Source organism: Muricomes intestini, from assembly GCF_004346165.1.
Classification (GTDB): domain Bacteria; phylum Bacillota; class Clostridia; order Lachnospirales; family Lachnospiraceae; genus Muricomes; species Muricomes intestini.
The window spans coordinates 16,806-40,934 of sequence record NZ_SLZZ01000015.1; the positions used below are offsets into that span (position 1 = coordinate 16,806).

Consider the following 24,129-nt stretch of genomic DNA (forward strand, 5'->3'; position numbering starts at 1 on the left):
TTGGTGGAGGCCTTCTATCCCATAATATTTCTTTTAGCACGAAGCATTTCTATTGCTTGTCCTATTTTTTGACTTACTTCTGGCCTGTCCATCATCTTACTATTCATTCCAATCATACTCATCAATAAATAGTCAAGCCTATGTATTTCTCCTCCGAGATTTATCTGTTTATAAAAATCTTTTACGGTGTCATCTTCTTTGCACTCATCAGAAATTTTTATGTAATATTGGTCGTCTCTTACAAACGCTTTCTGTATTCCCTCAGTGTCCGGATAAAGGTATTGGCGAGCAGTATCCTCAATAAGCGGTATACTTTGATTAAGGCAATTTTTAATATATCGCCTGACTATTTCAAGTAACATATTCCCTGATCCAAAAGAATTTTCTAGTACACGCTTTCCTGTTAAATTCGTTGTATACCCAGCCAAATCTAACTTTTTCTGAACCATATCCACGGGGGTGAATTTCTGGCATTTATCTTTATTGCTCATATTATCAAATATTGAACTCATGCGTTACCTCGGCATATAATATTTGATCGCTATTCCAGATACATTAAAATGCCTTGAAAACGTTCTTCCAGATACTCAGCTATTATCTCTGTCATTTCAACAGATGAGCCATCACGGTAATAACTATCAAAAGCCTCATAATATCGCTTGCGATCTACAAACTTCACATTAACTGGTGGATACCCATTCTGCATTAAAAATAAATTGAGTATTAGGCGCCCCGTCCGACCATTCCCATCCACAAAAGGATGAATACCTTCAAACTTTAAATGAAACAGTGCAGCACTCTCAATTGGATGTATCCTTGCAGAATGAAATTCCACTATTAATTTTTCAATAAGTTCTGGCACTAATGCTGGTTCGGGCGGTTCGTGAAAAGCCCCCATGATGCGAACTGGTATGCGACGATAAATCCCCCTATCTTCTGGCCGATCCATTAAAACCAAAGTATGAATTTGCTTGATAATATACTCGGTAAAAGGTGTATTGTTCGTTACCAAATCCTGTACATATAAGAATGCATCGCGATGTCCAACTGCCTCCAAATGATCTTTTAGAGGCTTTTTATCAATCGTAACTCCCTCCAATACCATTGCTGTTTCCTGCAATGTAAGACATATCTTCGATTACTCCATTATATCATTCCCTTAATCCATCTTTTTCGCCTTTTAATTTCCGAAATACTTAAAATGCATTTGCAGTGTGTTGAGTGTGAATCGGATTATCGAAAGACACAATTGAATCTTGGGATATCAATGTTGTTTATGGCGGAATACCGTTCATAATATATAAACAAGCCCCTTACCTGCTTAACAAATAAGGGACTTTCATAATACTTTCTACTTTATTCAAAAACCTTTAGAATTTTGGCCTTATAATCAACAAGCATATGAAATACTCTAAGTATGTAGACGGTTTTTTCTTTTTCATTAATCAGAAAAAATATTTTGTAATTTTTATAATATGTTTTCCTAATCCCATACCTCGCTAACTCTTCGTCTTCATCTAATTCATGACTTTGTGGAAACATACTAAGGCTACTTATTGTCTTTCGAAATCCTCCCACCATATTAATTGCAGTCCCAGGCGCTTTTAGTTTAAACGCAATATAATCTGTCTGATTTACAATGTCACTTTCTGCTAACGGTAAGGTTATAACTTTATATATTGTCATCGGAATATCTTTTCTCCAGTTCATTGAAGAATTCATTATGATCACGGCCTTTTCCCACTGCGATATCACGATAACTCTCTAATACCATTTCTCTTACCTGTTTCTGGTTTTCATCAATTTCTTTACGATAATCTATAAGCTGTTGTGCCGGACTCATACAAATCACCTCTTCCTTTTTCTACTTCTATCTTTAGTATACTCAAAAACTCTTGTCAATACAAGAGATTAATATTTAAATTTTTAAACTACTTCCATCAAAAATTATCTAACTCTAAATTGTACCCCTTGTCAAGGACATTTTTAAACCGATAAACCTTTTCTAAAGTGTCACGCACAAAGCCCTGCTCCCTTGCTATTTTGTTCAGTTCTTTTTTGGTTAATCTCAAGTTACTCCTCCAATTCTGCCATACGCTTAAAATTCTTCGGGACATACATCTGCCATGCGGACACATACTCCATCGTCTGGCGCTCCATTGTATCTGAAAAATAGCGTCTGCTTTTCCCCATATATTCACGGCATTTATCAAAAAACTGTTCTGTCAGTTTTAAATCTTCTTTTAACGGTTCTAGTATAAACCCGGCCTTTTGGTAGAGAAACTGTTTCCCATACAGTTCCAGGTAATACAAAAGTTTATCCTCATCAAGAAACGGAACCATCTGCAGACAATGATAAAGTTCGGAGATTCCTCCTGCCTTTTCCAAATCATTCACAGAATCCAAAACGGTTCGTTCCGTGTCCGTCACCTTTATTTTGTTCTCTTTCTGAAGCACTCCGGGCTTAATCCGCTCCGGAAAGCACTGGTACTGATACCCATCAAAGGAAAATGGGCGGAACCGTCCGCTTCCCGATACCTGCACCGTATGCATCATCTGGTTTGTAAAACCAAGGTACTCAAATGCGCTATGGTGAGAAATGTATCCATTTTCCAAAATATGGCTTCCTATCTCAAAACGACTGGCTACCGGAGCACCTGTTTCCATGCTCACGGCTACATACAGTCCTTTCTTTACCTGCTCCACATAATGTTTTTGAAGGTATTCGCGAATCAATGAATATATCGTATTTCTATTTTCACTTATAATCTCTGCCAGAGCAGGATAGCCAAAAACTCTCTCATCAATTAGCTGCCCGTAATATTTCATATAACATTCACCTCGTTTTAATATTAGCACAAACCCATGGTTATTTCAATGGGTTTGTGCTAATATTAAAACTTCTTGGTAACAGTTTAGCCTTGGGGTTGAACTGTTACGAAAATGGAGGTCTTTTCAAGGTTCTGTCTTGTTTAGAGAGTTAATTATTAAGGAAGTTCAGAAAATCAGTATTAGATATGTATTCAATATTTTCTAATGTCTGCCCTTTCTCACTATTAATAATGATATTACGGACACTACCTTCCATCCATTTACCATCATCAGGCACTAAAAAAGTTTTATCTGGACCTATTTCAATATTTTTGACTGCTTCAAATCTAAGAAATCCATTTGGACTGTCATTAGCTAGCTGAAGCATGAAAGAAAACCTTTCAGGATTTATAAATCTATCTGAAGAAATTTCTATAATGGAATCCTTAATCCACTTTCACAATCAAAGAAAACTCCAGCTAGCACCCAGTCAGGATTGCCCTGAATCTTCTCCCTGTAATATTCCATCTGTGCCGCTAATTTTCATTTTATCTTACCATCCCCTCGCTGCAACAGAACACAGCATTCTATACGTGTTGAGTGTGTGATAAAGAGTCCCGCAAAGCACAATTTAATCTTAGCGTAAGTAATAATTAACTAATTTTCATTATATCCATAATATTTCAAAACCAATCCACCAACTCAATACCATTGACACCACGAATGACTGGTATGCTGTCTAAATATTTCTGAGCATCAGGGCAGATTTTCCAATGAACACATTTGTATCAGAATGCTCGTGCAAAAGGTGCTGCTGGAACGAGACTCACCCTTAGATATCCGTTATAAATAGTATCCTTGCTTTTAATTCCCCGTAGTTGATTACTGCTCTTTTCTCAGGATTCTCTCCCTCCTGATAGTAATTCACATAGCCTTTCTCAGCTTCATCAAAAACCAAAGCATAATAATCCAGGGCAGCTCCCGCTTTTCCGCAGGCCTCTCCCGAAAAAAACAGCTTCAGCCTAATCCGCTGCTGTTTTTCAGCATCATCCACCAGCATTAGCTGCCAACTAAGGCCGTACTTGTCCTGAACCCATGCATACTGCTTACTAAAGGGATAAGCACCCAAAGGCATAAGCTCTATTTCCCCGTCAGACAAGCTGGCGTGGAGCCTGTCAACCTCCTCCGGGACAGCGCAGGCAACCATAAGGGAAATAGAATTTCCGGGGATAGGTTGCCTCTAAAATTGGCGATTGCCTTCTCGCCATTGCCACACACAGTGTTCTGAGTAAGCACCGTGCCAACCATCACCTCATAGGGCGTATCCGCAGGCCACCAATATGCGTGATCTCCTTAGATTGACTATTGAAAATCAAATGCAATTTATTGAAACAAATAGCTGGTCATTGACACGGAACCTGCCAGACAGCTGTTGTTGTAGACTGATACTTCATCCTCCTGATCTGCGGCACCCAATATATACAGGATCGGATTAAAGTGATCCGGCATAGGAACGGCTAACCTTGCCGTTTCTCCCAGACTCATATAGTCAACGACGTCCTCATATTTCTTGTTTTCGATGCCATCTTTGATATAATCGTCAAACCGGTAGGCCCAATCAAATCCCTTGCCACGCATAGATGCGTCAACCCTTCGCAGGTTGTGAACGATATTTCCGGTGCCAAACAGTAGAACGCCTTGCTGTCTCAAGGATTTCAGTTCCTTACCAATCTGATAATGCACCGCTGGCGGAGCGGCAGCATCTATGCTGATTTGAAAGACGGGTATATCCCGTTTTTGGTACATATGAACCAGAACAACCCAAGTCGCGTGGTCAATACCCCAGGAATTATCAAACTCATTTGGTCGGCTGATTAACCTTTTTACATCTTCTGCAAGCATCGGATTGCCGGGAGCATCATAGCGAACCTCATACAACTTTTCTGGAAATCCATACATGTCATAGATCATCTTCGGATTCTCCTCGTTCATAATTTTAGTCCCTTTTGTAAACCAATGTGCCGAGATAGATACGATGGAGTCCGGTTTAGGTATTTCTTTTACCATATCCCTCCAAGTTCTGGTAAAACGGTTGTCTTCTATTGCGTTCATCGGCGAACCGTGACCTATAAACATCATCGGCATTTTAGACATATTAATACCTCCTATTCAGTATGTGTTTGCTATTTATTTTTAGCCGTGCGTTTTATTACCTTATTTCTAATCGTCCGGTATTCCGTACGGCTTGAATAAGGATAATTAATTTTTCCCACCCATAAACGTTTCCGTCCGCTTTTGCCGTCAGTTACTCACCGCCGGTGCTTTTCGAACATAGTCAGCACTGTCAATCTGCTCCAACATAAACCAAGCCAAATCAGTACGCGACAACTTTGAGCCAAGCTTGTCCTTCCCCAGATACCCTGCCCGAATATGTTTAGACAGCGGTTTATCCGTCAAAAGTGCGGCAATTCTTACGAGTGTCCAGTCAGTATTTGAGTCACGAACCAACTGGCTGTATTTATTGATTTGTTCGTAGGTAATCGGTCTGCCCCGCCGAATCATGTTTCTTCTCATCCTGAAACGAGATCCGTCCTTATCAAGAGAATCCTGATTGCTGGTGGTAGAAAGAACGATGAATCTTTTAATTCCGTATTCTTCCATCACGGATAAGACATTCGCAATACCATCGCTCAGTTCCGCATCCGATGGCTTTCCCGTAGGCCCAAGCGCACTGATGACCCCATCACTGCCTTTCAGGGCGGTTCTCAGTGTTTCTTTATCACCAAGCTCGCCTTGAACTACCTCTAATTGAGGATTCTCGATAGTAACCTTTCGAGAATCACGGACAAAAGCAACGACATTGTATCCGCGGTCGAGTGCAAGTCTTACCACCTCACTCCCCGTTTTTCCCGTTGCGCCAAAAACAGTGATTTTCATTTGACATCCTCCTTCCAAAACAACTAATTAATCGGCTATAATTGCGTCACATTTTATAACCAGCATCCACCCCGTTCACGAGCAAAGGCTCTATCGCCGTACCCCCTGCTTTTGAGCGGCAATATCTGCTGCGTCAACGCTTGGGTGATGGTAACGTGATTTTTTCGATGTTTTACCTCCTTTTATCTGGATGGCATGCGCCGGGCAAAATGAATGCAGACGAAATAATAATAGCAGGGGACGTCTTTTTGCCAATCCGGTGTATTATTTTCGTACATCGTGATCTTCCCGTCCAAACGAACCTCGGCACAGAATCGAGCACACAGGCCTGCCGCTCTACGTCATTGCGCAGGAGACCAAGTATCACAATGCCAGCCGTTTTTCGGAAATTTTCAGAGGAGCCTATGGAATCCCCCCTACCTGTACCGGAAAATCCTCTTCTCCCCGAACTACAGGAAGGTTCCAATCGAATAGCTGGAAACCTCTTCCTGAGCTTTTCACCGCTGTCGTAAAAGCAATAAAAGCAGGATTAAAACTCCATCCGAAAGGCCACTTTCCCTTGGGGATGCTCTGCCAGAACATACTCTATAGCTTTTGCCGTTTCGTCCGGCGTGTAAATATGGTCTATATACGGCTTGACCTTGCCCTCGTCCGCCAATCTGCCCAGTTCCTCCAGTCTCTGCCTTTTGGGCTGGAAGGGAAAAGCCGCTGAGCCGAATTTTTTCCCGCTCCCGATGGCACGAACCGGTCCTGCCGCCATACCGCTCAATGCCTTCGGCGTGCCTCCAATTAAGACATACCTGCCGCCCTGATTCAGCAGCTTCTTATATACCGACAAGGGATGATACCCATTGACCGCAATGATCCTGTCGTAGGTTTTTCCGGTCCCCGCAATATCTTCCTTTTTATAATCAATCACATGGTCTGCCCCCAGGCCTTGCGCCATTTCCACATTCCGCGTACTGCACACGGCGGTAACAATGCCACCATATGCCTTGGCAAGCTGAACGACAAAATGCCCGACACCCCCGGATGCCCCTTGTATCAGCACTTCCTGTCCCGGCCGTATCTTTGCGGCGCAAACCGCTCCAAGTGCTGTTATGCCGCCTGTGGGCAATGCCCCTGCCTGCTCAAAGGAAAGCGAATCAGGTTTTGGAGCCACTTCTTTCTCATTGGCAAGCACATACTCCGCCCAGGCACCGATAAAGCCTTTTGCGAGACCGAACACCGCATCGCCCTTTTTCAGACCTTTCACACCGTCTCCAATTTCCTCCACAATGCCCGCAAACTCCACGCCCAGTGGCTTTCCGGCCGCAGGCATCGCCAGATTCAGCACCCGTCCAAGGCCGATGCTTCCAAAGCGCATATACTCCATATTTGTGATTGCAGAAGCCTTCACCCTTACAAGCACCTGATGAGCCCCCGGTGATGGTTTTGCAATCTCTCCCATACGGAGCGATTCCTCCGTCTTTCCAACCCCGGTATAAACAACAGCTCTCATCTCACTCTTCACCTCTTTCCTTTAGTGAAGCGGCCACCTTCTGAGCGAACCTCCTCGCATTTTCCAGATCCATCGCATCGGGATGTCCCTTATTGTCCGTTCCCGGCGAATCTCCTTTGCAGGTAAACGGTTCCCCTGCGATAGATATCTGCTGTTCCCTTAATAAAGCTGCAATCAAAGCCCCAATCTCAAGCTGGTTGCCATAGGTTCCAAAGGCAGCGGCGTTTTTTACAATTTCAGGGTTCATCCCCTGAAGGAATGCCCTCGTCTTTCGATGGGGCTTGTGAAAATAAATTCCGTCCCCGACAAAGAGCAGATCGACCGGAGCAGTGAAATCTATTTTTTCTTTGCCAATTCGTTCCGCTCTGATATGAAACGATTCCGCGATGGCTTCAGCAACCTTCCTGGTATTGCCGGATCGTCCGGAATGGTATACTACTTTGACATTCATTTTCTCCATTTCTCCTTCCTGGATATATGACAAATCGACTACAGTAATCTTGAAGTCGACCATTTACCGCCCCTCTCTCTGTTATAAGTTATAAGCTTTCTCGATCGCAGGTTCCGTGTCAGAACACCATAGTTTTCGGAGTAACGCCCTTTGGATATTCCTGTTCCCCGTCCAGCTTTTCAGAATATACCTGGTACCACATCTCTGCAATCGTATCGGGATCATTGACGCCGCCGGTTCCGGCTTTCATCATCAGTCCCAAGGAGCGGTGTGCCACCAGAATCCCCTTTGGAGATAATTCTGTATGCAGATTGGCGATATAACTGCGAAGTCCCGCCATAGCAATTCCAATGTTCCCCAGCATTGACATGGGATACAGAGCGGACAGCCCGGTGGTAAACAGCAAAGCACCCCCGCCGCGTTCCTGCATATCTGGAAGCACACTATTGACCACATTGATAGCACTAATCACAAACCCCTCAAAGGGCGCCGTAGCATTTTCCACCGTAACATTCACCGCTGTGGCGGGGGGGAGCAGTGGTGGGTACCGGACTGAGCTCCAAGACGTCAATGGATCCGTATTTTTCTTTGATGTCAGCCACGGCATTTTCCACCGCTTCCTTTTTGGTCAGATCCGCCGGATAATAAGACGCCTCAATTCCCTGATCCTGCAGTTCTTTGACCATGGACTGCAGCTTTTCCTCGTTTCGCGCAATTAGAGCTATTTGGAATCCCTCTTTGCCAAAAGCCTTTGCCAGAGACAATCCTAACCCTTTTCCTGCACCTGCAATAAGCATTGTTTTCATAACAGTAACCTCCTTCATTTTGAATGGTATTCCTTTTTCTGTAATGTATCCATTGGTCTACAAAGATTGTAGTATGTTTTACTACAGATTATCATAAAGTTTTTGTAACGTCAATGGCTACAGATTTACTTTTTCGGATTCTTATGTTATCCTTATTGCAGAATACAGTTGAGGTAAACCATTATGCGAATGAGTACAAAATTCCCGTTAGCCGTGCATATTCTTATGATTATTGCCGCTTTCGGGGAGAAAACAAAAATTAACAGTGAAATGCTGGCGAAAAGCACAGGTGCCAACGCCGTTACCATCAGAAATATTTTCAAGTCTCTGAAAGGTGCCGGTATGATCTCCATCTCTCCCGGACCGGGCGGTGCGAAGCTTGCACGCAGTGCGGACGACATCTCCTTATGGGATATCTTCCTGGCCGCCGAATTGTCAGATCCTGACCAGTTCTTTCAGTTTCATGAGCAGTCTGATATGCGTTGCCCCATTGGCAGCAACATTTTCGGCGTACTGAAGGGGCACTTGGATGAAAGCGTCGATGCCATGAAGCAGAAGCTGTCAGCAGTGAGCGTCGCCTTATTGCTGGACGAAACAAAGGAGCGGTTATCCGATTTATCCCTGTGCTCAAGGCAGCATGCTGCAGACGATTTTTAGAAAACAGGAGAACATTATGAGCAACACACTGATTGTATAGTGTTCAGAATTATTTCACTGTGTCTATAAACTGCTTTCTGAGGATGGCATCTTTGCTTTCAAAATACCTTCATGATAGACACATTTTATAAAGAAAGCTATGGGGACAAAGAAAAACCGGATGTGATTATCGTCCGGGCAAGAAAAGTATAAGCCATAAAGTCTCCTCTGTTCCATCACCAACTGTCTTAACATTCCGAAAGTCAATGACCCGACTCCCTTTTGTCCTCTTACGAGGTCTAAGGTAACGATGCTGCAGAGTTCACTTAATGTTACGGACTGTTAATTTGCACCTATTTCACATAGGTCTACCTCGTTTCAGCACAATTAGTCACCCAAGAGCACTGGAGGCTTGCTACAAGGCTCACTGGCAATTACCTTGACCGGACTTTCACTGGTTAGAAACGTGCGTCGCCGGATCCACCACAAAAATAAGACAAGAGATCCTTAAGTAGATGTCTCATGTCTTATTTTTTTCGACACATTTCGACACAAATCTCGCAGTGCACCGTCATCGGAAATAAATCTACCGCTCTCCCCTTCTCTACTTCATACCCTTTCCCCCGCAGATACTTCAAATCCCGTGCCAATGTCGCCGAATCGCAGCTTACATACACGATCTTCTCCGGCTTCATTTCTGCCATGGTCTTCAGCACTGACTCCTCGCACCCTTTCCTGGGCGGATCTACTACTATTACATCTGCATGAGCCTCTTCTCCCGGATGTTCCTCTCCATATTTCCTATAATACTCCGGCAGTACTTCTTCTGCCTTCCCCACATAGAATTCCGCATTCGTGATCCTATTAATCTTAGCATTATTCCTGGCATCTTCTATTGCCTGGGGTACAATCTCCACGCCATATACTTTCTTTGCCTTCTGTGCCAGAAACAAGGAAATTGTCCCAATACCACAATACAAATCCCATACTGTTTCATCACCCTGCAGCCCCGCATATTCCAGTGCCAGTCCATATAGTTTTTCCGTCTGCACCGGATTGACCTGATAGAACGAGAGGGGTGAAATCTGATACTTAGTCTTCCCAATATAATCCGTTATAAAGCCCTGTCCCCACAACACTTTATAACTGTCCCCCATAATCACATTGGTCCTCTTAATATTCCTGCTGATTGAAATACTTGTCATTCCCTCAACTTGCCGAAGCTCCTCTATCAGTTCTTCACTGTGAGGAATCAATGTCCCATTTATAACAAGACAGACCATGATTTCCTTCGTCGTAAAACCATATCGTATCAAGGCATGACGAATGAGTCCTTTTCCTGTTTTTTCATCATAGGCAGACACCTTATATTTCTTCATAAATGCCAGTATCAGCCCTAATATTTCCTTATTGACAGGCACTCCTATCGCGCAGTCTGTATTTGCAATGATATTGTGGGTCCGTCCTGCATAAAACCCCGTGATCGGGTTTCCCTCTTTGTCTGCTCCGAAAGGAAACTGCGCCTTATTCCTGTAATAAAAGGGTTCATCCATTCCCACAATAGGCTCCATGACCTGTTCCAGAAATTTCGGGGCAAAACTGCCGATTCTCTCCAAATTTCCCCTTACTTTATTATTCTTAAACTCGAGCTGCTTTTCATAGGACATTTCCTGAAGCTGACAGCCGCCGCACCTGCGCGCAATGGGACATCTCGGCTCTACACGGTAGGAAGAGGGCTCAATAATGTTCATCAATCGGGCATATCCATAATTTTTCTTGGCCTTCATTATCTTAGCTTCCACCGTATCCCCGATAATTCCGTCCTTAATAAATAGGGTATAGCCGTCTACCTTGCCTATACCCTCTCCATTTACTCCTATATCTTCTATTGTCACTGTAACAACGTCATTTTTTTGCATAAACGTACTCCTTTGCACAGACTTTACACAGACCAAAACAGGACTTTTAAATAGAAGTCTTTCTTAAATTCGATTCAAACATCCTGTTATAACCCAGCCACTCTGCACTGCTCTTATTCTTAAATATCTCCGTCAATGTCTGCATTTTTGCGTCGGCATTGTCTGCCAGGTTGAGTGCAAATGCTTCCGGCAGTGCCGGTTTTTTTGGGGACCCATATTCCAACTCTCCGTGATGTGCTATGATGCAGTGCTTCAGTTCACTTGCAAGGGTCTCCGGGAATCCGGGAATCGCACGGACCGCATCACTGATCATTTCCACACCGATGATAATGTGTCCGAGCAGCTGACCATCATCTGTATAGTCATTGTCGGGAAAATCAGACAACTCCCTTGTTTTCCCGATATCATGGCAGATGGCTGCGGCATAGAGTAAATCCTTGTTGAGAATCGAATAGGTTCCTGCAAAATACTCGCACATTTTTACTACACTCAGTGTGTGCTCCAGGAGCCCGCCGGCAAATCCGTGATGGACTGTTTTGGCCGCAGAATGTCCCTTGAATGTTTCTATAAATTCTTTGTCTTTCACAAAATAATATTCGACTGCCTGGCGCAGATAAGCATTCGATATCTGACGGATATAGGACAATAACTCTGCATACATGCCGTCCACACTTTTTTCAGTTGTAGGCATGTAATCTGCGGGATTGTACTCGCCTTTATCCGCTTTCCTTATCTGTTTAATGTTAAACTGCAGATTATTATTATAATTGATTATGTCACCAAATACCTCTATAAAATCCTTTTCATCATAGTCCGAAATTCCCTGGGAATTTGGGTCCCACACTTTCCCGTCCAAAGTTCCTGTTTTATCCTGAAGCAGCAAATTGTCGTAGGGTTTCCCATTTCTTGTCTCTGCGGAACGCTTTACTCTGCAGAGATAGATTCCGCGTACTGTCTCCCCTTCGTGCAATTCATTGATAAATTTCATGATTTTCTTCTCCAATCTCTATATGTAATTCAGGCTACCCTGTGACCTGGCAGCCTGTTTCTTCTTTTGCTCAAAGATATGTTTATTCCAGACTGCCTATTGTTACATTAAAATCTATATCTACATATCCGTTCGCCCCCCGGCGTTTGCCTTTCATTTTTATAGTTCCGCCTACCTTGCTGCTCATAACTGCTTTTTCATAGGATAATGTACTAGAAACCTTTGCCTCTGAAACCTCCTGTAGAATATCTCCGCTCTGGATTCCTGCTGCCATGGCCGGGGAATCAGGGTTTACCTCAATGACATAAATTCCCACAGGCATGTTCTCTTTCTCTGCCATGGTATCATTAATTGTAGTGCCATAGATTCCTACATAAGGTACACTTTCACCGTTTACTAAAAGTTCTATTGTAGATTTCAAATCCGAAATTGCAAGTGCCTTTGTAGTGTTTGCCTCAGTATTTTCCCAAATGCCAGGGGAAATCATACCGATGACTTCACCTTTCAGGTTAAACAGAATTCCGGTTCCGCCATTTTCTGCGGGAATGTCCGTTGTAAGTACATTGTACTGACCATCTGCCTTTGACTCTTCATAAATGTTGGAGCTTACAATTCCAAAACCTGTTCCCTTTGCATAGCCAAACATATTTCCAAGAGCAATCACTACATCTCCCTCTGTGGTAACACTGGAATTGCCCAAAGTTGCCACCAGCACCGAATTCCACGTACTGGTTGTAAGATTTATACGCTGAACACTAAGTGCTGCAAATCCACTGTTCTTATCCTGCTTTTTCAGCGTTGCACCATATTGGCTGCCATCTGAAAATGTAACCGTCCAATTCTCTGCATCTGCACACACAGAATTGTCACACAATATAAGAAGTTCTTTTCCATTATCGGCAGCAACTAAACCGGCAACACTATTTTCCGTGCCGCTGCCTTCTGAAGAAAAACTCTTCTCCTTATCTGCAGGCTGTACAGTAACAACGCATTTGCCGGCATCTTTTGCAATATCATACATACTTCTCATGATTTCTTTATAGCTGTCTGCATTTAACACAGGTGATACCGCCTCTGCTGTATCGGGAGGAGCTGTCTGCACCGTGCCCTCGTCCTCATCCTCCTGGATGGTAACTGTCTTTGGAATGTTCTGGAACCTGTTCTGTACCCACGGTTTGAGCGCAAAAAAACCAAGGCAGGCAAACGCTCCAAAAATCAGCCCGTATATCACTATCCTGGCAAGCTGTGTCAGAATTTTCCTTCTGGTGACTGGCTTCGGCTTTATCGTTTCCTGTATGAATGAGAACTTTTCTTCTTTCTCTTCCTGGGGGCCTGTATCCGGTCCCTGCTTGGGCTTCTCATCGTACGGCATAGGCTCGGCTCTCCTTTAGGGTATAGTATAACTTATTCATTAAAAATGTTCAACAAGATTTAAGCTACTAATGTTAAACGAGATATGGTAGAATATATTCATGAGTTTAAGTCAAAGACCCCGAAGCAAGCTGACGGGGTATCAAACTTGCAGCGCAGCAAGCTGCGGGGTATTTGACCCTCGCGGCAGTCGCCAAATGGAAATGCAAGCATTTCCGCTTGGCTCGTTGCTCGCGGGAATAAAAGGTGAACATTATGAATCAGAAAACTTTAAATAAATTGGAATTTTATAAAATCACGGCTCTTTTAGAGGAACAAGCCTCCTCCATGAGGGGAAAGCAGCTTTGCCGAAAGCTAAAACCAATGACTGACCGGTCACGCATCGATGCTTGTCAAGAGCAGACTGCAGCAGCATTTACCCGAATTGTCCAGAAAGGAAAAATTTCCCTCAGTGATGCTTTTCCTGTGGGAGAGTCTTTGAAACGACTGGAAATCGGCGGTGTTCTTGGGAGCGGCGAATTGTTGCGCATCTGTAAGCTTTTAAAGACGGCAGACCGCACCAAATCTTACGGGCGTCACGATACTCAGGAAAATTTGTCTGACTGTCTGGACACCTATTTTGAGCAATTAGAGCCATTGACACTGCTGACAAATGAGATTGAACGCTGTATCCCGGGAGAAGATGAAATCAGCGACGACGCAAGCAGCACTTTGAAGAATATCCGCAGAAACATCGGCTCTATCAATGATAAAGTACATGCTACATTGACCAATCTGGTGAATGGGTCACTGCGCACTTATCTGCAGGATCCCATTATCACCATGCGCGGAGATCGGTACTGTATCCCAGTGAAGGCAGAATACCGCAATCAGGTGAACGGCATGATACACGACCAGTCTTCTTCCGGTTCCACCTTATTTATTGAGCCTATGGCTGTGGTGAAGCTGAACAACGATCTAAAAGAGCTCTATGCCAAAGAGCAGGAAGAAATCCAGGTTATCCTGGCACGTTTGAGCGCAGATGCTGCAGAGTATATCGAAGAAATCCGTACCGATTATAGAATATTAACAGACTTGGACTTTATCTTTGCCCGGGGCTCTCTTGCACTTTCCATGAATGGCAGCCGCCCGGTTCTGAATACTGAAGGGCGCATTCATATCCGGGAGGGACGTCATCCCCTGCTGGATCAAAAAAAGGTTGTTCCGATTACTGTCAGTCTGGGGGAAGATTTCACCATGTTAATCGTAACAGGACCCAATACCGGCGGCAAGACAGTTTCCCTGAAAACGGTGGGGCTGCTCACTTTAATGGGGCAATCCGGCCTTCATATACCGGCCCTGGACCGCTCGGAGCTTGCCATTTTCCATCAGGTCTACGCGGATATAGGTGATGAACAGAGTATAGAACAGAGCTTAAGTACTTTTTCGTCCCACATGACTAACATTATTTCTTTTCTTCAGGATGTAGATGAGAAATCCTTGGTTCTCTTCGACGAACTGGGTGCGGGTACAGACCCGACAGAGGGTGCGGCACTGGCAATTGCTATTTTATCTCATCTGCACAATCGGAATATCCGCACAATGGCGACTACACATTATAGTGAACTCAAGATTTATGCACTGACCACACCGGGTGTGGAAAACGCAAGCTGCGAATTTGATGTAGAAAGCCTGAAGCCCACCTACCGTCTGCTGGTTGGAATCCCCGGAAAGAGCAATGCCTTCGCCATATCCGGTAAGCTTGGACTGCCGGATTACATTATTGAAGATGCAAAACAACATCTGACTGAGCAGGATGTCTCCTTCGAAGATATGCTGGCTGATTTGGAGACAAGCAAACGCACCATTGAAAAAGAACAAGCCTCAATCAATGCCTATAAACGTGAAATAGAAGCCTTAAAAATTCAAGCAAAGCAAAAGCAGGAAAAGACAGAGGAACAACGGGAACGTATTCTCAGGGAAGCAAATGAGAAAGCCAACTCCATTTTGCGCGAGGCCAAAGAGATGGCTGATGAAACCATGAAAAACTTCCGTAAGTTTGGAAAGGAAAATGTTTCGGCCGCGGACATGGAAAAGGAGCGTGAGCGCCTGCGCCAAAAGATAAAGGAGACCTCCGCAGCCAATGTCCTGCCTGCAAGAAAGCAGAAAAAATCATATAAGCCGGAAGATTTTAAGCTTGGGGAATCTGTCCGCGTACTGAGCCTGAATTTAACCGGCACTGTCAGTTCACTACCGGATTCCCGCGGAAACCTGACAGTGCAAATGGGGATTCTGCGCTCCCAGGTAAATATTTCTGATCTGGAAATAGTAGACGAAGCGGCTTCCTACACGTCCGGGAATATGAAACAGACCTCAAAAGGAAGGATGAAAATGAGTAAGTCTCTGTCTGTCAGCCCCGAAATCAATCTTCTCGGAAAGACCGTCGACGAGGCCGTTTCAGAGCTGGATAAATACCTAGATGATGCCCTCCTCTCTCACCTGGGCACCGTACGCGTGGTACATGGAAAAGGCACTGGGGCTCTTCGAAAAGGAATTCACGAATACCTTCGCCGCCAAAAGCATGTAAAATCATACCGGCTGGGAGAATTTGGAGAAGGTGACGCCGGTGTCACAATCGTAGAATTAAAATGATACCAGGGTCAAAAGGTCATGCGTTTCATGCTTGCATGAAAAAGCATGACTTTGGGACCCGCAAAACATGAGAGAGTAGCCCGAGCAGGGCGGATTTCGAATGTTTTTAGGATTGCGGGAGCACAAAGTGCGTAGCAATCCGCAGGTATCATTTAAAATGATATCAGCTATTTTCTGAATATTCAGAAAACGGCCCGCAAAAGGGTCAGACCCCAAATGAAAACAGGAGGTAACATCATGGTTACAAAACAGAAAATTTTGATTGTGGATGATGATGAAAATATTGCAGAGCTAATTTCGCTCTATCTGGTGAAGGAATGTTTTGATACGAAGATTGTTTATAACGGAGAGGATGCACTGTCTGCTTTTGAGAGTTATCAGCCGAACTTAATTCTCCTGGATTTAATGCTTCCCGGCATTGACGGTTATCAAGTCTGTCGGGAGGTCCGGGCCAAATCGTCCGTTCCGATTATTATGCTCTCCGCCAAGGGAGAGGTCTTTGACAAAGTACTGGGGCTGGAGCTGGGCGCAGATGATTATATCATGAAGCCTTTTGATTCAAAAGAAATGGTAGCCCGGGTCCGCGCTGTTCTCCGCAGATACCATCCGGTTAAGGCAGAAGCTTCTTCCGAAGATAAAACAAAATGTGTGGAGTATGACGGACTGACCATTAACCTGACCAATTATTCTGTTGTCTGTGACGGCCATCCGGTGGAAATGCCGCCCAAGGAACTGGAGCTTCTTTATTTTTTAGCTTCTTCCCCAAATCAGGTATTTACTCGGGAGCAGCTTCTGGATCAGATCTGGGGCTATGAGTATATTGGAGATACCAGAACCGTCGATGTCCACATTAAGCGCCTGCGCGAAAAAATTAAAGACCATTCCTCCTGGGGACTTAGTACCGTCTGGGGAATCGGTTATAAATTTGAATTAAAGTAACAATACTTTATCAGTAAGAGGAAGTGCCACATGAAAAGTACACTGTACTTAAAATTTATCGGTATCTATATTGTTTTTGGTTTCTTAAGCTTCTTTACGGTGAGCATTCTGACAAGCCAGCTTATGATGGATAAATTAATGGAAAATGATTCCCGTAACCTGTACAAAGAGGCAACCTTAATCTCCAACGATTATCTTCCTTCCTATTTTATGGAAGGAGGTTCTGCGTGGGCCGTCCACAACCAGCTCAATGCCATGAGATTATATCTGAACTCTTCTCTCTGGTTCGTAGACTCGGACGGAGTATTGATTACGTCTTCCAACCTGGACAATACAAAGGCTCCCACTGCAATTGACAATTTTGATCCTGCGGAAATCGGAAGCAATCAGCACATTACCGGCAACTACCACGGATATTTTGATGAAGATGTGATAACTGTTATGGCCCCGGTAACCCGGGGCTTTTACATCAAGGGCTATATGTTAATCCACAAACCAGTTTCTTATATACAGGATGTCTGTGATCAGATGATGTTCCCTGTCTATATCACAATTGCTGCTATTTTTATTTTATCTTTTATAATATTGTTAGGGTTTCATTTTTTTATATACCGTCCCTTAAGACAAATTACAGAGGCCGCGAAGCAATATGCCTCCGGCAACCTGACCTATGAAATTCCTGTTTATACCCACGATGAAATAGGCTATCTCTCAGCTTCCATGAACTATATGTCTGCTCAGCTTAAAGATATGGAGGAGTATCAAAAGAAAATTGTGGCAAATGTTTCCCATGATTTCCGCTCTCCCCTTACTTCCATTAAAGGTTACGTGGAAGCGATGACAGACGGCACTATCCCACCGGAACTTCACGGAAAATATTTAGATATCATTCTGTTTGAGACAGAACGCCTGACTGATCTGACAAAAGATCTGCTCACTCTGAACGAATTTGATACAAAAGAGATGATGCTCGTGAAAAGCGAATTTGATATTCAGGAAATGATTAAAAATACAGCCGCTTCCTTTGAGGGGGCGTGTACCAGCAAGCATATATTCATCCGGCTGCTCCTGCTCCACGATCCCCCCATTGTATATGCAGACAAAGGGAAAATTCAGCAGGTTCTGTATAATCTGATAGACAATGCTATTAAATTCAGCGAAAATCAATCTGATGTCATCATCGAAGTGAGCCAGAGAAATGAGAAGATTTTCATTTCTGTTAAAGATTCGGGCATTGGAATTCCCCGCAAAGAGCTTAACAAAATCTGGGAGCGTTTCTATAAATCCGATCTCTCACGGGGAAAGGACAAAAAGGGAACCGGACTAGGGCTGGCTATCGTGAAGGAGGCTATACAGGCCCATGATGAGCATATCAATGTCATAAGTACAGAAGGGGTGGGAACCGAATTTATCTTTTCCTTAAGTAAACCCGATCCTAAAAGTTAAAACGAAAGTTCTAAAATTTGATTGAGGTTATGGGTTTTCTCCCATAACCTCAATCTGTAACACATTTACTCTTTCTATTGATACAGCATATTCTGTATAGATTCCTCCTCAAGGTTATCCCCTGTGACCCAAATATATCCGGTATTCACTTCTGCCTCATTTCCGCTCTCCAGTATAGACCTTGAGGCAGCTATTACAGATGCATACCCGATTCCGAATGGATTCTGCACCACCAGCCCTTTGATGTCACCGCTTTTCAGTGCGTCTAACTGCTCTTTCCCGGCATCAAACCCCATCAATATCACATCCTTTATCTTGTCCTCCTGCTTCAGTGTCTTCAGGCCAAGCTGTGTCGCTGTAATGTTCGTTCCAAAGCAACCTTTAATGTCCGGATGCTTTTCCAGATAATATGCCACAACATCTGTATCGTTAAGGTCCTCGGAAGTAATCTTCTTTTCATCCTCTTTTTTAGACTTGTTCTTATCTTCTGCAATCTCCTTTTTCATATCATCCATCTTGTCCAAATAAAGCGTTTCCGTAATGGATACTCCAGGGTGATTTTCCTCTATCTCACTCTTAAAACTATTTAGTCGCTCCAGACTTGATGCTGACTTTGAATCATGTACAAGGAGGAGAACACTTCCCTCGTCTTCCATCTCGTCGCTCAATTTGTATGCACCTGTTTTCGCAGCTTCAGCATTATCTGTCTTTATCGTACACTGTATTCCCTGATAAGAATTGCCTGAATCTAAAGCAATAATGGGGATTCCATTCTCTGTGGCCAAATCAAACTGTACCTTGCATGCTTCTGCATCAATGCTGGCAATTCCCAAGGCATCAGGATATCGTGCAAGCTCCTCATCTAGAAGGTTCACCTGTTCATCAATATTTTCCACATCTTCCGGTGCATTATAAGTAACCTTAACCTCATCGTCTCCGGTATATCCCAGGGCTCCATTCAAGTCCACTGCCGCCTGCAGGGCACCTCTTTTTATTTCCTTCCAATAGGCAGAGCCACTCTCTCTTCCAATGATAGATATATATGCTCCCGGCTCTACTTTAAGTCCCCGCACATTATTATACGCCGTCGGTGAAATTACGTTCAAGCTATCCTGATAGGTTGGTTCCTCTGTTATATTCCCTGTAAATGTCGGCGCATCTTCTTTGCCGCAAGCGGAAACCGTAAGCATGATGCCGAATATTGCAGGTACAATGGCTGTCCATTTTCTATTCATATTGATTGCCTCCAAATTTCTACTTATATACTATACACTAATCTTGTGAAAAATAAAGGAATTTTTTCTTAAGTTTATCGAAATTTATTATGTTCTCCTAATAATTGTTCCTGATTTAGAGCATGAAAACTGCTTGTATATTTGCCTTTTTTGTATTAGAATGAGGCTAAGGCAGTTACATAAAAGCTCTGTCGAAGATTTCATAAAGGAGGATAATACTATGGCACACGTAATTAGTGATGAATGCGTAAGCTGTGGTTCTTGCGAAGGTGAATGTCCGGTAGGCGCTATCTCTGAAGGCGATGGCAAATACGTTATTGACGCTGATGCCTGCATAGATTGCGGGGCATGCGAGGCAGCCTGTCCTACAGGTGCTATTTCAGCAGAATAATTCATATACCGTAAAGTGATCACAACGTGTAAGGAGGGATATTGTTAATACAATGTCCCTTTTTTCATAACACCTTCAATTTCCTCGACAGTTCTCGGCGTGTCCTTTGATAAATTGCGGCATCCGTCTGTAGTGATCAGGCAGTTATCCTCTAACCTAAATCCAATTCCCCACTCCTCATGATAGATTCCCACATCAATACAAAATACCATTCCCGGCACAGTAACGGCATCTGCCACATCTACGGCATCATGTACATCCAGTCCCACATGATGTGCTCCCTTATGCCACATGTATGTTCCGATCTCATCATAGTTCCTGCAGACCCCGGCTTCTTTCAGCTGCTCAAAATTATATCTGCGGATTGCGGTATCGACTTCCTCCATCGGAATACCCGGTTTCAGGGTTTGAAACATATATTCTGACGTACGGTAGGCGCACTCATACAGAAGACGCTGTTTGTCAGAAAACTTACCGCTGCAGGGCCACCCTCTCGACACATCAGTCACCTCATAGTCCCAGCGCGCGCCTACATCGTTTAAAACCATATCCCCAGCTGCAGCCCGACCGGTGAAGCTGTCATAATGGATATAGAAATTATTTTCCCCTGCACTTATAATTGAAAACGGTGCCGTCACGCCATTATGCTGAGCCAACGCATAATCAAATTCCGCTTTATACTGATATTCGTACATGCCGGGATGGGAGCTCTTCATCATAGCCTCAATTCCTGCTTTTGTAATCCTCTGGGCCACTTCCATCGCTTCTATTTCACAGGGTTTCTTTACAGTGCGCATTTTTTTCATGACGGGCAGCGCATTTTTAATTTTTACATGAGGATATGTCTGAATCAGGTATTCCTCCATCCTATCTGCACAGCTCTTTAATAGCTGCCCCGGTACCCTGTCTATATCAAGATAAATTGTGCCTACGCCAATTTTTTCAAAGACCCTTTTCACATCGTTTGGAAACTCCTTTATGAACTTAATATTTGAAACACCGGATATTATTTCCGCTCTGTCAGCGGTTATCCGGCTTCCCTCCCAGCGCTCTTTCATAAAATCCGGCTCCAGAATATACAGTGTTTCAAGACAGGATTCTCCCTCTTTCTCCAGGAGAAGCACACTCTCCTTCTGCTCTATCCCACACAGATAAATAAAATTGCGGTTTGCAAAAAATTCATAATTTTCATCGCACGACCTTCTTATGGTCTCCCCACAATAGAATAACGCTGCATCGCCTGGCTTCATATGCTCTGCAAATTCTTTTCTATTTTGCCTGTAAAATGATGTCTCCATACTTATATTCCGCCTTTCTGCGAAAGGCACCCATGGGGTTATGAAACCCATGATCCACTTTTCGCTTTCTAATCTCTTTTCTTTTTGATATAGTTTCTTTATAAGACTGACACACTACAGAACACGTGGAGGTGAGTGGTGGGGCCGTATAGCGGCGACCCCGCATATTTATATGTTGTCGGTCATCCGTTAAGGCATCAATGAATGGCGCATACCGTAGCCCGTAAACTTATCTCTTCCAAAGTCGACTCGATTTTGCCGGATGACCAGTCCCTGTCAATCTTATGACTATAAATTTCAGGAGGTTATTTTATTGTCTTTTAAAATCTTTCGTAAAAACTGTTGCGGACTTGATGTCCACAAAACCTGGATCTATGCCTGCATTGGAGTGACTGATACAAATGGCAGAACCGACTACAAGCAAGCTCGTTTCTCGTCCTTTTCTAAAGGGCTGAGTGAACTGTGTGATTGGCTCGCAAAGTACAATTGTTCTGAAGTCTGTATGGAGTCTTCCGGTAAGTATTGGATCCCTGTATTTAATATCCTGGAGAAGGCAGACATTTCTGTCGTTCTCGCACACCCCAAATACACCAAACCACAAAAAGGAAATAAAACTGACCGTAAAGATGCCAAATGGATCTGTGACCTCTTTATGTGCGATATGATCAAACCTTCCTTTATTCCACCTGCTGATATTCGTCACCTGAGAGACTTAGTGCGGCACCGGTTCAAACTCACCTGTATGATCGTTGGTGAAAAGAATCGTGCTCAAAACTGTCTTACCGTATCTAATTTCAAGCTTGATGATGTGTTCAGCGATATTTTTGGAAAGTCAGCCCGCTCCATTACAGAACAGATGCTTGCTCATCCTGGGGAAATATTTGATGTTGCACCTTTTGTACACGGCGGATGTAAGACTCCCATTGAAGAAATCCAAGCGGCTGTCGATGGCGCATTATGCCCTGAACAGGCTGTAAAACTCAGACAGTGTCTCAATCACATAGATGAGTTGAGACTACACATAGATGAAGTAGAACGGGAAATCCTTTGTCTCAGTGACAAGTACCAAGCTCCACTTGATCTAATACGTACAGTTCCTGGATTTAATAAGAATCCAATGACTGCTATCCAAGTCCTTTCTGAAATCGGTGGTGATATGTCTGTCTTCCCCACAGCTAAACACCTCGTTTCATGGGCCGGATGTTGTCCTCGTAATGACCAAAGCGCCAGTAAAATCAAATCAACTCGAATCTCCCGTGCTGGTTCCTATTTTAAACCAGTTCTGGTGCAAGTTGCAAATGCTTTATTAAAATCGAAGAAACATCCTGAATTTATTACTCGCTACAGACGTATAAAAGCACGTCGTGGTCACAAGAAAGCTATTATTGCTGTCTGCCGTATGCTCCTGACCGCTATCTGGCACATACTCTCAGATTTAAAACCATATACACCGGAAGGCTTTCTTGAGTCACGCCCTGTGAATAAGTCAAAAATTCTGACTACTTCTCAGGCGCTTAATCTGCTAAAACAGCGTGGATACATCATCAAGGATGAAGCCGCTCCTGCCATGAATTAAGTGTTGTGTCTATATTTCTTTTTTGAAGCCAGCGAAAGATGGCTTGTTTGCTATACCCTACTTTTTCTTTAACCGCTACCTTTTTGTTTCAAACTTTACCTCTTCTTTTCTAACTTTAATTTTTGTATTCATTACAGTTTAGCTAACAGTGCGGTTGTAACACACATTCTGCCGCAATTTGACGAACGATTACCCACTTGTTTTTACCCTCTATATGGTATAATAACACAGAACGAAGAATAAGAATACCATGTTTAAGGAGGTATAAGTATAATATGGGTGAGGTCAGATTTATGATTTCTGAGGCCGCCAAACAGGTAAAAGTCGAATCTCATGTACTGCGTTACTGGGAGGAAGAACTAAACCTGGAAATCGGGCGCACAGAAATGGGGCATCGATATTATACAAAGGATGATATACAGCTTTTTCGTTGTATTAAAAAACTAAAGGATGAAGGCATGCTTCTGAAGGACTTAAAACCTATTATCCCCGAACTGAAGCAGACACGTCTTAAGCTGCAGAGTTCAGCGGAGCCTAAAATCCGGAATATTAAAAAAGCTGCAGGGAATAAGGAGTCGCCTCTCAAAGAGATTAAAAATGATTCTAAAGACATGAAATCAGATGATAATAATTCTGACCCTTCCGGTGAGAATAGCTCCACTTCTCCGGACAAGCCTGTCATGCAGGACAAGCCCTCCGCTCAGGATACATATACCAATATATGCAGTGCTTCCGGCAAGGACAAGCCTAATAGTCAAAATAAGAAGCCTAATGAAAAAAATAAGCTTGATGGTCAGGACAAGTCCGCCCTGGGACAGGCTGCTTCAAAGGAAACCCCGGCGGCGCTGAGTATTACCGATACAGAGGTCATTCCTGCCACTCAACTGGAACAAGTCCGCTTCCTGATCGGTGATGTTCTAACAGAGGTTGTCGCTGCCAATAATGAAACCCTGAAAAATGATCTCAGCCAATCGGTCACAAAAAATGTCATGCGGGAAATGGATCTCCTGTTCCAGACAAAAGAGCGCCAGGAGGAAGAACATTTTCGCAAACTCGACTGCCTGATCCGCCAGCAGCAGGCAAGCCGCCGGGAAGCCGCACGGGAGAAACCCCTGGGTAAGTTAAAAAAACTCTTTACATAGTTAGTCATTCCACGCATGAAAGAAAGGGCGCACTACGCAAAAAGAGGCCTG

The 24,129-nt window shown here is 43.7% G+C and carries 26 protein-coding genes; 7 read left to right on the forward strand and 19 right to left on the reverse strand.

Going from position 1 to position 24,129, the window contains the following annotated elements; genetic code table 11:
* Window positions 1-14: 14 nt before the first annotated feature.
* From EDD59_RS11150 to EDD59_RS17970, 14 genes are all read right to left on the reverse strand, one after another.
* Window positions 15-491: a hypothetical protein gene (locus tag EDD59_RS11150; RefSeq protein WP_132381859.1), complete on the reverse strand. Its 477-nt coding sequence runs from the start codon at window positions 489-491 to the stop codon at window positions 15-17.
* A 50-nt stretch (window positions 492-541) separates the two neighbouring features.
* Window positions 542-1,105, reverse strand: a complete 564-nt coding sequence (locus tag EDD59_RS11155; RefSeq protein WP_132381963.1) for a Fic family protein — start codon at window positions 1,103-1,105, stop codon at window positions 542-544.
* 251 nt (window positions 1,106-1,356) lie between these two features.
* The gene (locus EDD59_RS11160; RefSeq protein ID WP_165920916.1) at window positions 1,357-1,710 is read right to left on the reverse strand and encodes a type II toxin-antitoxin system RelE/ParE family toxin; all 354 of its coding nucleotides are present in this window, start codon (window positions 1,708-1,710) and stop codon (window positions 1,357-1,359) included.
* A complete protein-coding gene (locus tag EDD59_RS17810) occupies window positions 1,673-1,843 on the reverse strand; it encodes a hypothetical protein (protein ID WP_165920917.1) in 171 nt (56 codons plus the stop codon). The genes EDD59_RS11160 and EDD59_RS17810 overlap by 38 nt, the downstream gene beginning before the upstream one ends.
* 97 nt (window positions 1,844-1,940) lie before the next feature.
* Window positions 1,941-2,072, reverse strand: a complete 132-nt coding sequence (locus tag EDD59_RS18305) for a hypothetical protein (RefSeq protein ID WP_279233357.1) — start codon at window positions 2,070-2,072, stop codon at window positions 1,941-1,943.
* 1 nt (window position 2,073) lies between these two features.
* A complete protein-coding gene (locus EDD59_RS11165) occupies window positions 2,074-2,829 on the reverse strand; it encodes a type IV toxin-antitoxin system AbiEi family antitoxin domain-containing protein (RefSeq protein WP_132381863.1) in 756 nt (251 codons plus the stop codon).
* A 151-nt stretch (window positions 2,830-2,980) separates the two neighbouring features.
* Window positions 2,981-3,199, reverse strand: coding sequence for a hypothetical protein (locus EDD59_RS11170; protein WP_132381865.1), 219 nt, complete (start codon window positions 3,197-3,199; stop codon window positions 2,981-2,983).
* A 444-nt stretch (window positions 3,200-3,643) separates the two neighbouring features.
* Complete coding sequence (locus tag EDD59_RS11175; RefSeq protein ID WP_330572081.1) at window positions 3,644-4,042, reverse strand: VOC family protein; 399 nt, start codon at window positions 4,040-4,042, stop codon at window positions 3,644-3,646.
* 152 nt (window positions 4,043-4,194) lie between these two features.
* Complete coding sequence (gene ygiD, locus EDD59_RS11185; protein WP_132381869.1) at window positions 4,195-4,965, reverse strand: 4,5-DOPA-extradiol-dioxygenase; 771 nt, start codon at window positions 4,963-4,965, stop codon at window positions 4,195-4,197.
* A 147-nt stretch (window positions 4,966-5,112) separates the two neighbouring features.
* A complete protein-coding gene (locus EDD59_RS11190; protein ID WP_132381871.1) occupies window positions 5,113-5,766 on the reverse strand; it encodes an NAD(P)-dependent oxidoreductase in 654 nt (217 codons plus the stop codon).
* 511 nt (window positions 5,767-6,277) lie between these two features.
* Window positions 6,278-7,249 carry an NAD(P)-dependent alcohol dehydrogenase gene (locus EDD59_RS11195; RefSeq protein WP_132381873.1) on the reverse strand — a complete coding sequence of 324 codons (972 nt, stop codon included), beginning with the start codon at window positions 7,247-7,249 and terminating at the stop codon, window positions 6,278-6,280.
* Between the two features lies 1 nt (window position 7,250).
* Complete coding sequence (locus EDD59_RS11200; RefSeq protein ID WP_132381875.1) at window positions 7,251-7,763, reverse strand: NADPH-dependent FMN reductase family protein; 513 nt, start codon at window positions 7,761-7,763, stop codon at window positions 7,251-7,253.
* Window positions 7,764-7,818: 55 nt separating this feature from the next.
* Window positions 7,819-8,205, reverse strand: coding sequence for a Rossmann-fold NAD(P)-binding domain-containing protein (locus EDD59_RS17965; RefSeq protein ID WP_207670399.1), 387 nt, complete (start codon window positions 8,203-8,205; stop codon window positions 7,819-7,821).
* Window positions 8,180-8,506 (reverse strand): SDR family NAD(P)-dependent oxidoreductase, encoded by a 327-nt coding sequence (locus EDD59_RS17970; protein ID WP_207670400.1) that lies wholly within the window; start codon window positions 8,504-8,506, stop codon window positions 8,180-8,182. Before EDD59_RS17970 ends, EDD59_RS17965 begins: the two co-directional genes overlap by 26 nt.
* Before the next feature lie 189 nt (window positions 8,507-8,695).
* On the opposite strand from EDD59_RS17970, the gene EDD59_RS11210 reads away from it, so the two are divergent.
* A complete protein-coding gene (locus tag EDD59_RS11210) occupies window positions 8,696-9,163 on the forward strand; it encodes an Rrf2 family transcriptional regulator (RefSeq protein WP_165920918.1) in 468 nt (155 codons plus the stop codon).
* 506 nt (window positions 9,164-9,669) lie between these two features.
* On the opposite strand, the gene rlmD is transcribed toward EDD59_RS11210, so the two are convergent.
* From rlmD to EDD59_RS11225, 3 genes are all read right to left on the reverse strand, one after another.
* Window positions 9,670-11,061, reverse strand: a complete 1,392-nt coding sequence (rlmD, locus tag EDD59_RS11215) for a 23S rRNA (uracil(1939)-C(5))-methyltransferase RlmD (protein WP_132381879.1) — start codon at window positions 11,059-11,061, stop codon at window positions 9,670-9,672.
* Between the two features lie 46 nt (window positions 11,062-11,107).
* The gene (locus EDD59_RS11220; protein WP_132381881.1) at window positions 11,108-12,049 is read right to left on the reverse strand and encodes a 3'-5' exoribonuclease YhaM family protein; all 942 of its coding nucleotides are present in this window, start codon (window positions 12,047-12,049) and stop codon (window positions 11,108-11,110) included.
* Window positions 12,050-12,131: 82 nt separating this feature from the next.
* Window positions 12,132-13,421, reverse strand: a complete 1,290-nt coding sequence (locus EDD59_RS11225; protein WP_132381883.1) for a S1C family serine protease — start codon at window positions 13,419-13,421, stop codon at window positions 12,132-12,134.
* 254 nt (window positions 13,422-13,675) lie between these two features.
* Between EDD59_RS11225 and EDD59_RS11230 the strand changes: the two genes are divergently transcribed.
* The 3 genes from EDD59_RS11230 (at window position 13,676) to EDD59_RS11240 (ending at window position 18,436) form a co-directional block, all read left to right on the forward strand.
* Entirely contained in the window at window positions 13,676-16,051 is a 2,376-nt protein-coding gene (locus EDD59_RS11230; RefSeq protein ID WP_132381885.1) for an endonuclease MutS2, read from the forward strand.
* A gap of 237 nt (window positions 16,052-16,288) precedes the next feature.
* Window positions 16,289-16,990, forward strand: coding sequence for a response regulator (locus tag EDD59_RS11235; protein WP_132381887.1), 702 nt, complete (start codon window positions 16,289-16,291; stop codon window positions 16,988-16,990).
* A 30-nt stretch (window positions 16,991-17,020) separates the two neighbouring features.
* Complete coding sequence (locus tag EDD59_RS11240) at window positions 17,021-18,436, forward strand: sensor histidine kinase (protein ID WP_132381889.1); 1,416 nt, start codon at window positions 17,021-17,023, stop codon at window positions 18,434-18,436.
* Between the two features lie 74 nt (window positions 18,437-18,510).
* On the opposite strand, the gene EDD59_RS11245 is transcribed toward EDD59_RS11240, so the two are convergent.
* A complete protein-coding gene (locus tag EDD59_RS11245) occupies window positions 18,511-19,671 on the reverse strand; it encodes a substrate-binding domain-containing protein (RefSeq protein WP_132381891.1) in 1,161 nt (386 codons plus the stop codon).
* A gap of 220 nt (window positions 19,672-19,891) precedes the next feature.
* On the opposite strand from EDD59_RS11245, the gene EDD59_RS11250 reads away from it, so the two are divergent.
* Window positions 19,892-20,062: a 4Fe-4S ferredoxin gene (locus EDD59_RS11250; RefSeq protein WP_089983509.1), complete on the forward strand. Its 171-nt coding sequence runs from the start codon at window positions 19,892-19,894 to the stop codon at window positions 20,060-20,062.
* 44 nt (window positions 20,063-20,106) lie between these two features.
* On the opposite strand, the gene EDD59_RS11255 is transcribed toward EDD59_RS11250, so the two are convergent.
* Window positions 20,107-21,360, reverse strand: coding sequence for an aminopeptidase P family protein (locus tag EDD59_RS11255; RefSeq protein WP_165920919.1), 1,254 nt, complete (start codon window positions 21,358-21,360; stop codon window positions 20,107-20,109).
* 313 nt (window positions 21,361-21,673) lie between these two features.
* Between EDD59_RS11255 and EDD59_RS11260 the strand changes: the two genes are divergently transcribed.
* Window positions 21,674-22,936, forward strand: a complete 1,263-nt coding sequence (locus tag EDD59_RS11260; protein ID WP_132381895.1) for an IS110 family RNA-guided transposase — start codon at window positions 21,674-21,676, stop codon at window positions 22,934-22,936.
* A gap of 275 nt (window positions 22,937-23,211) precedes the next feature.
* Entirely contained in the window at window positions 23,212-24,078 is an 867-nt protein-coding gene (locus tag EDD59_RS18665; RefSeq protein WP_132381897.1) for a MerR family transcriptional regulator, read from the forward strand.
* Window positions 24,079-24,129 lie beyond the last annotated feature (51 nt).

Bases quoted from the DNA above. Each gene is read 5' to 3' on its own strand.
- EDD59_RS11170 (WP_132381865.1), bottom strand. From the start codon at position 3,199: ATGCTTCAGCTAGCTAATGACAGTCCAAATGGATTTCTTAGATTTGAA.
- EDD59_RS11255 (WP_165920919.1), bottom strand. From the start codon at position 21,360: ATGGAGACATCATTTTACAGGCAAAATAGAAAAGAATTTGCAGAGCAT.
- EDD59_RS11245 (WP_132381891.1), bottom strand. From the start codon at position 19,671: ATGAATAGAAAATGGACAGCCATTGTACCTGCAATATTCGGCATCATG.
- EDD59_RS11150 (WP_132381859.1), bottom strand. From the start codon at position 491: ATGAGCAATAAAGATAAATGCCAGAAATTCACCCCCGTGGATATGGTT.
- EDD59_RS11210 (WP_165920918.1), top strand. From the start codon at position 8,696: ATGAGTACAAAATTCCCGTTAGCCGTGCATATTCTTATGATTATTGCC.
- EDD59_RS11165 (WP_132381863.1), bottom strand. From the start codon at position 2,829: ATGAAATATTACGGGCAGCTAATTGATGAGAGAGTTTTTGGCTATCCT.
- rlmD (WP_132381879.1), bottom strand. From the start codon at position 11,061: ATGCAAAAAAATGACGTTGTTACAGTGACAATAGAAGATATAGGAGTA.
- EDD59_RS11240 (WP_132381889.1), top strand. From the start codon at position 17,021: ATGAAAAGTACACTGTACTTAAAATTTATCGGTATCTATATTGTTTTT.
- EDD59_RS11235 (WP_132381887.1), top strand. From the start codon at position 16,289: ATGGTTACAAAACAGAAAATTTTGATTGTGGATGATGATGAAAATATT.
- EDD59_RS11195 (WP_132381873.1), bottom strand. From the start codon at position 7,249: ATGAGAGCTGTTGTTTATACCGGGGTTGGAAAGACGGAGGAATCGCTC.
- EDD59_RS11160 (WP_165920916.1), bottom strand. From the start codon at position 1,710: ATGAACTGGAGAAAAGATATTCCGATGACAATATATAAAGTTATAACC.
- ygiD (WP_132381869.1), bottom strand. From the start codon at position 4,965: ATGTCTAAAATGCCGATGATGTTTATAGGTCACGGTTCGCCGATGAAC.
- EDD59_RS11155 (WP_132381963.1), bottom strand. From the start codon at position 1,105: ATGGTATTGGAGGGAGTTACGATTGATAAAAAGCCTCTAAAAGATCAT.
- EDD59_RS11230 (WP_132381885.1), top strand. From the start codon at position 13,676: ATGAATCAGAAAACTTTAAATAAATTGGAATTTTATAAAATCACGGCT.
- EDD59_RS11250 (WP_089983509.1), top strand. From the start codon at position 19,892: ATGGCACACGTAATTAGTGATGAATGCGTAAGCTGTGGTTCTTGCGAA.
- EDD59_RS11225 (WP_132381883.1), bottom strand. From the start codon at position 13,421: ATGCCGTACGATGAGAAGCCCAAGCAGGGACCGGATACAGGCCCCCAG.
- EDD59_RS18665 (WP_132381897.1), top strand. From the start codon at position 23,212: ATGGGTGAGGTCAGATTTATGATTTCTGAGGCCGCCAAACAGGTAAAA.
- EDD59_RS17810 (WP_165920917.1), bottom strand. From the start codon at position 1,843: ATGAGTCCGGCACAACAGCTTATAGATTATCGTAAAGAAATTGATGAA.
- EDD59_RS11200 (WP_132381875.1), bottom strand. From the start codon at position 7,763: ATGGTCGACTTCAAGATTACTGTAGTCGATTTGTCATATATCCAGGAA.
- EDD59_RS17970 (WP_207670400.1), bottom strand. From the start codon at position 8,506: ATGAAAACAATGCTTATTGCAGGTGCAGGAAAAGGGTTAGGATTGTCT.
- EDD59_RS11220 (WP_132381881.1), bottom strand. From the start codon at position 12,049: ATGAAATTTATCAATGAATTGCACGAAGGGGAGACAGTACGCGGAATC.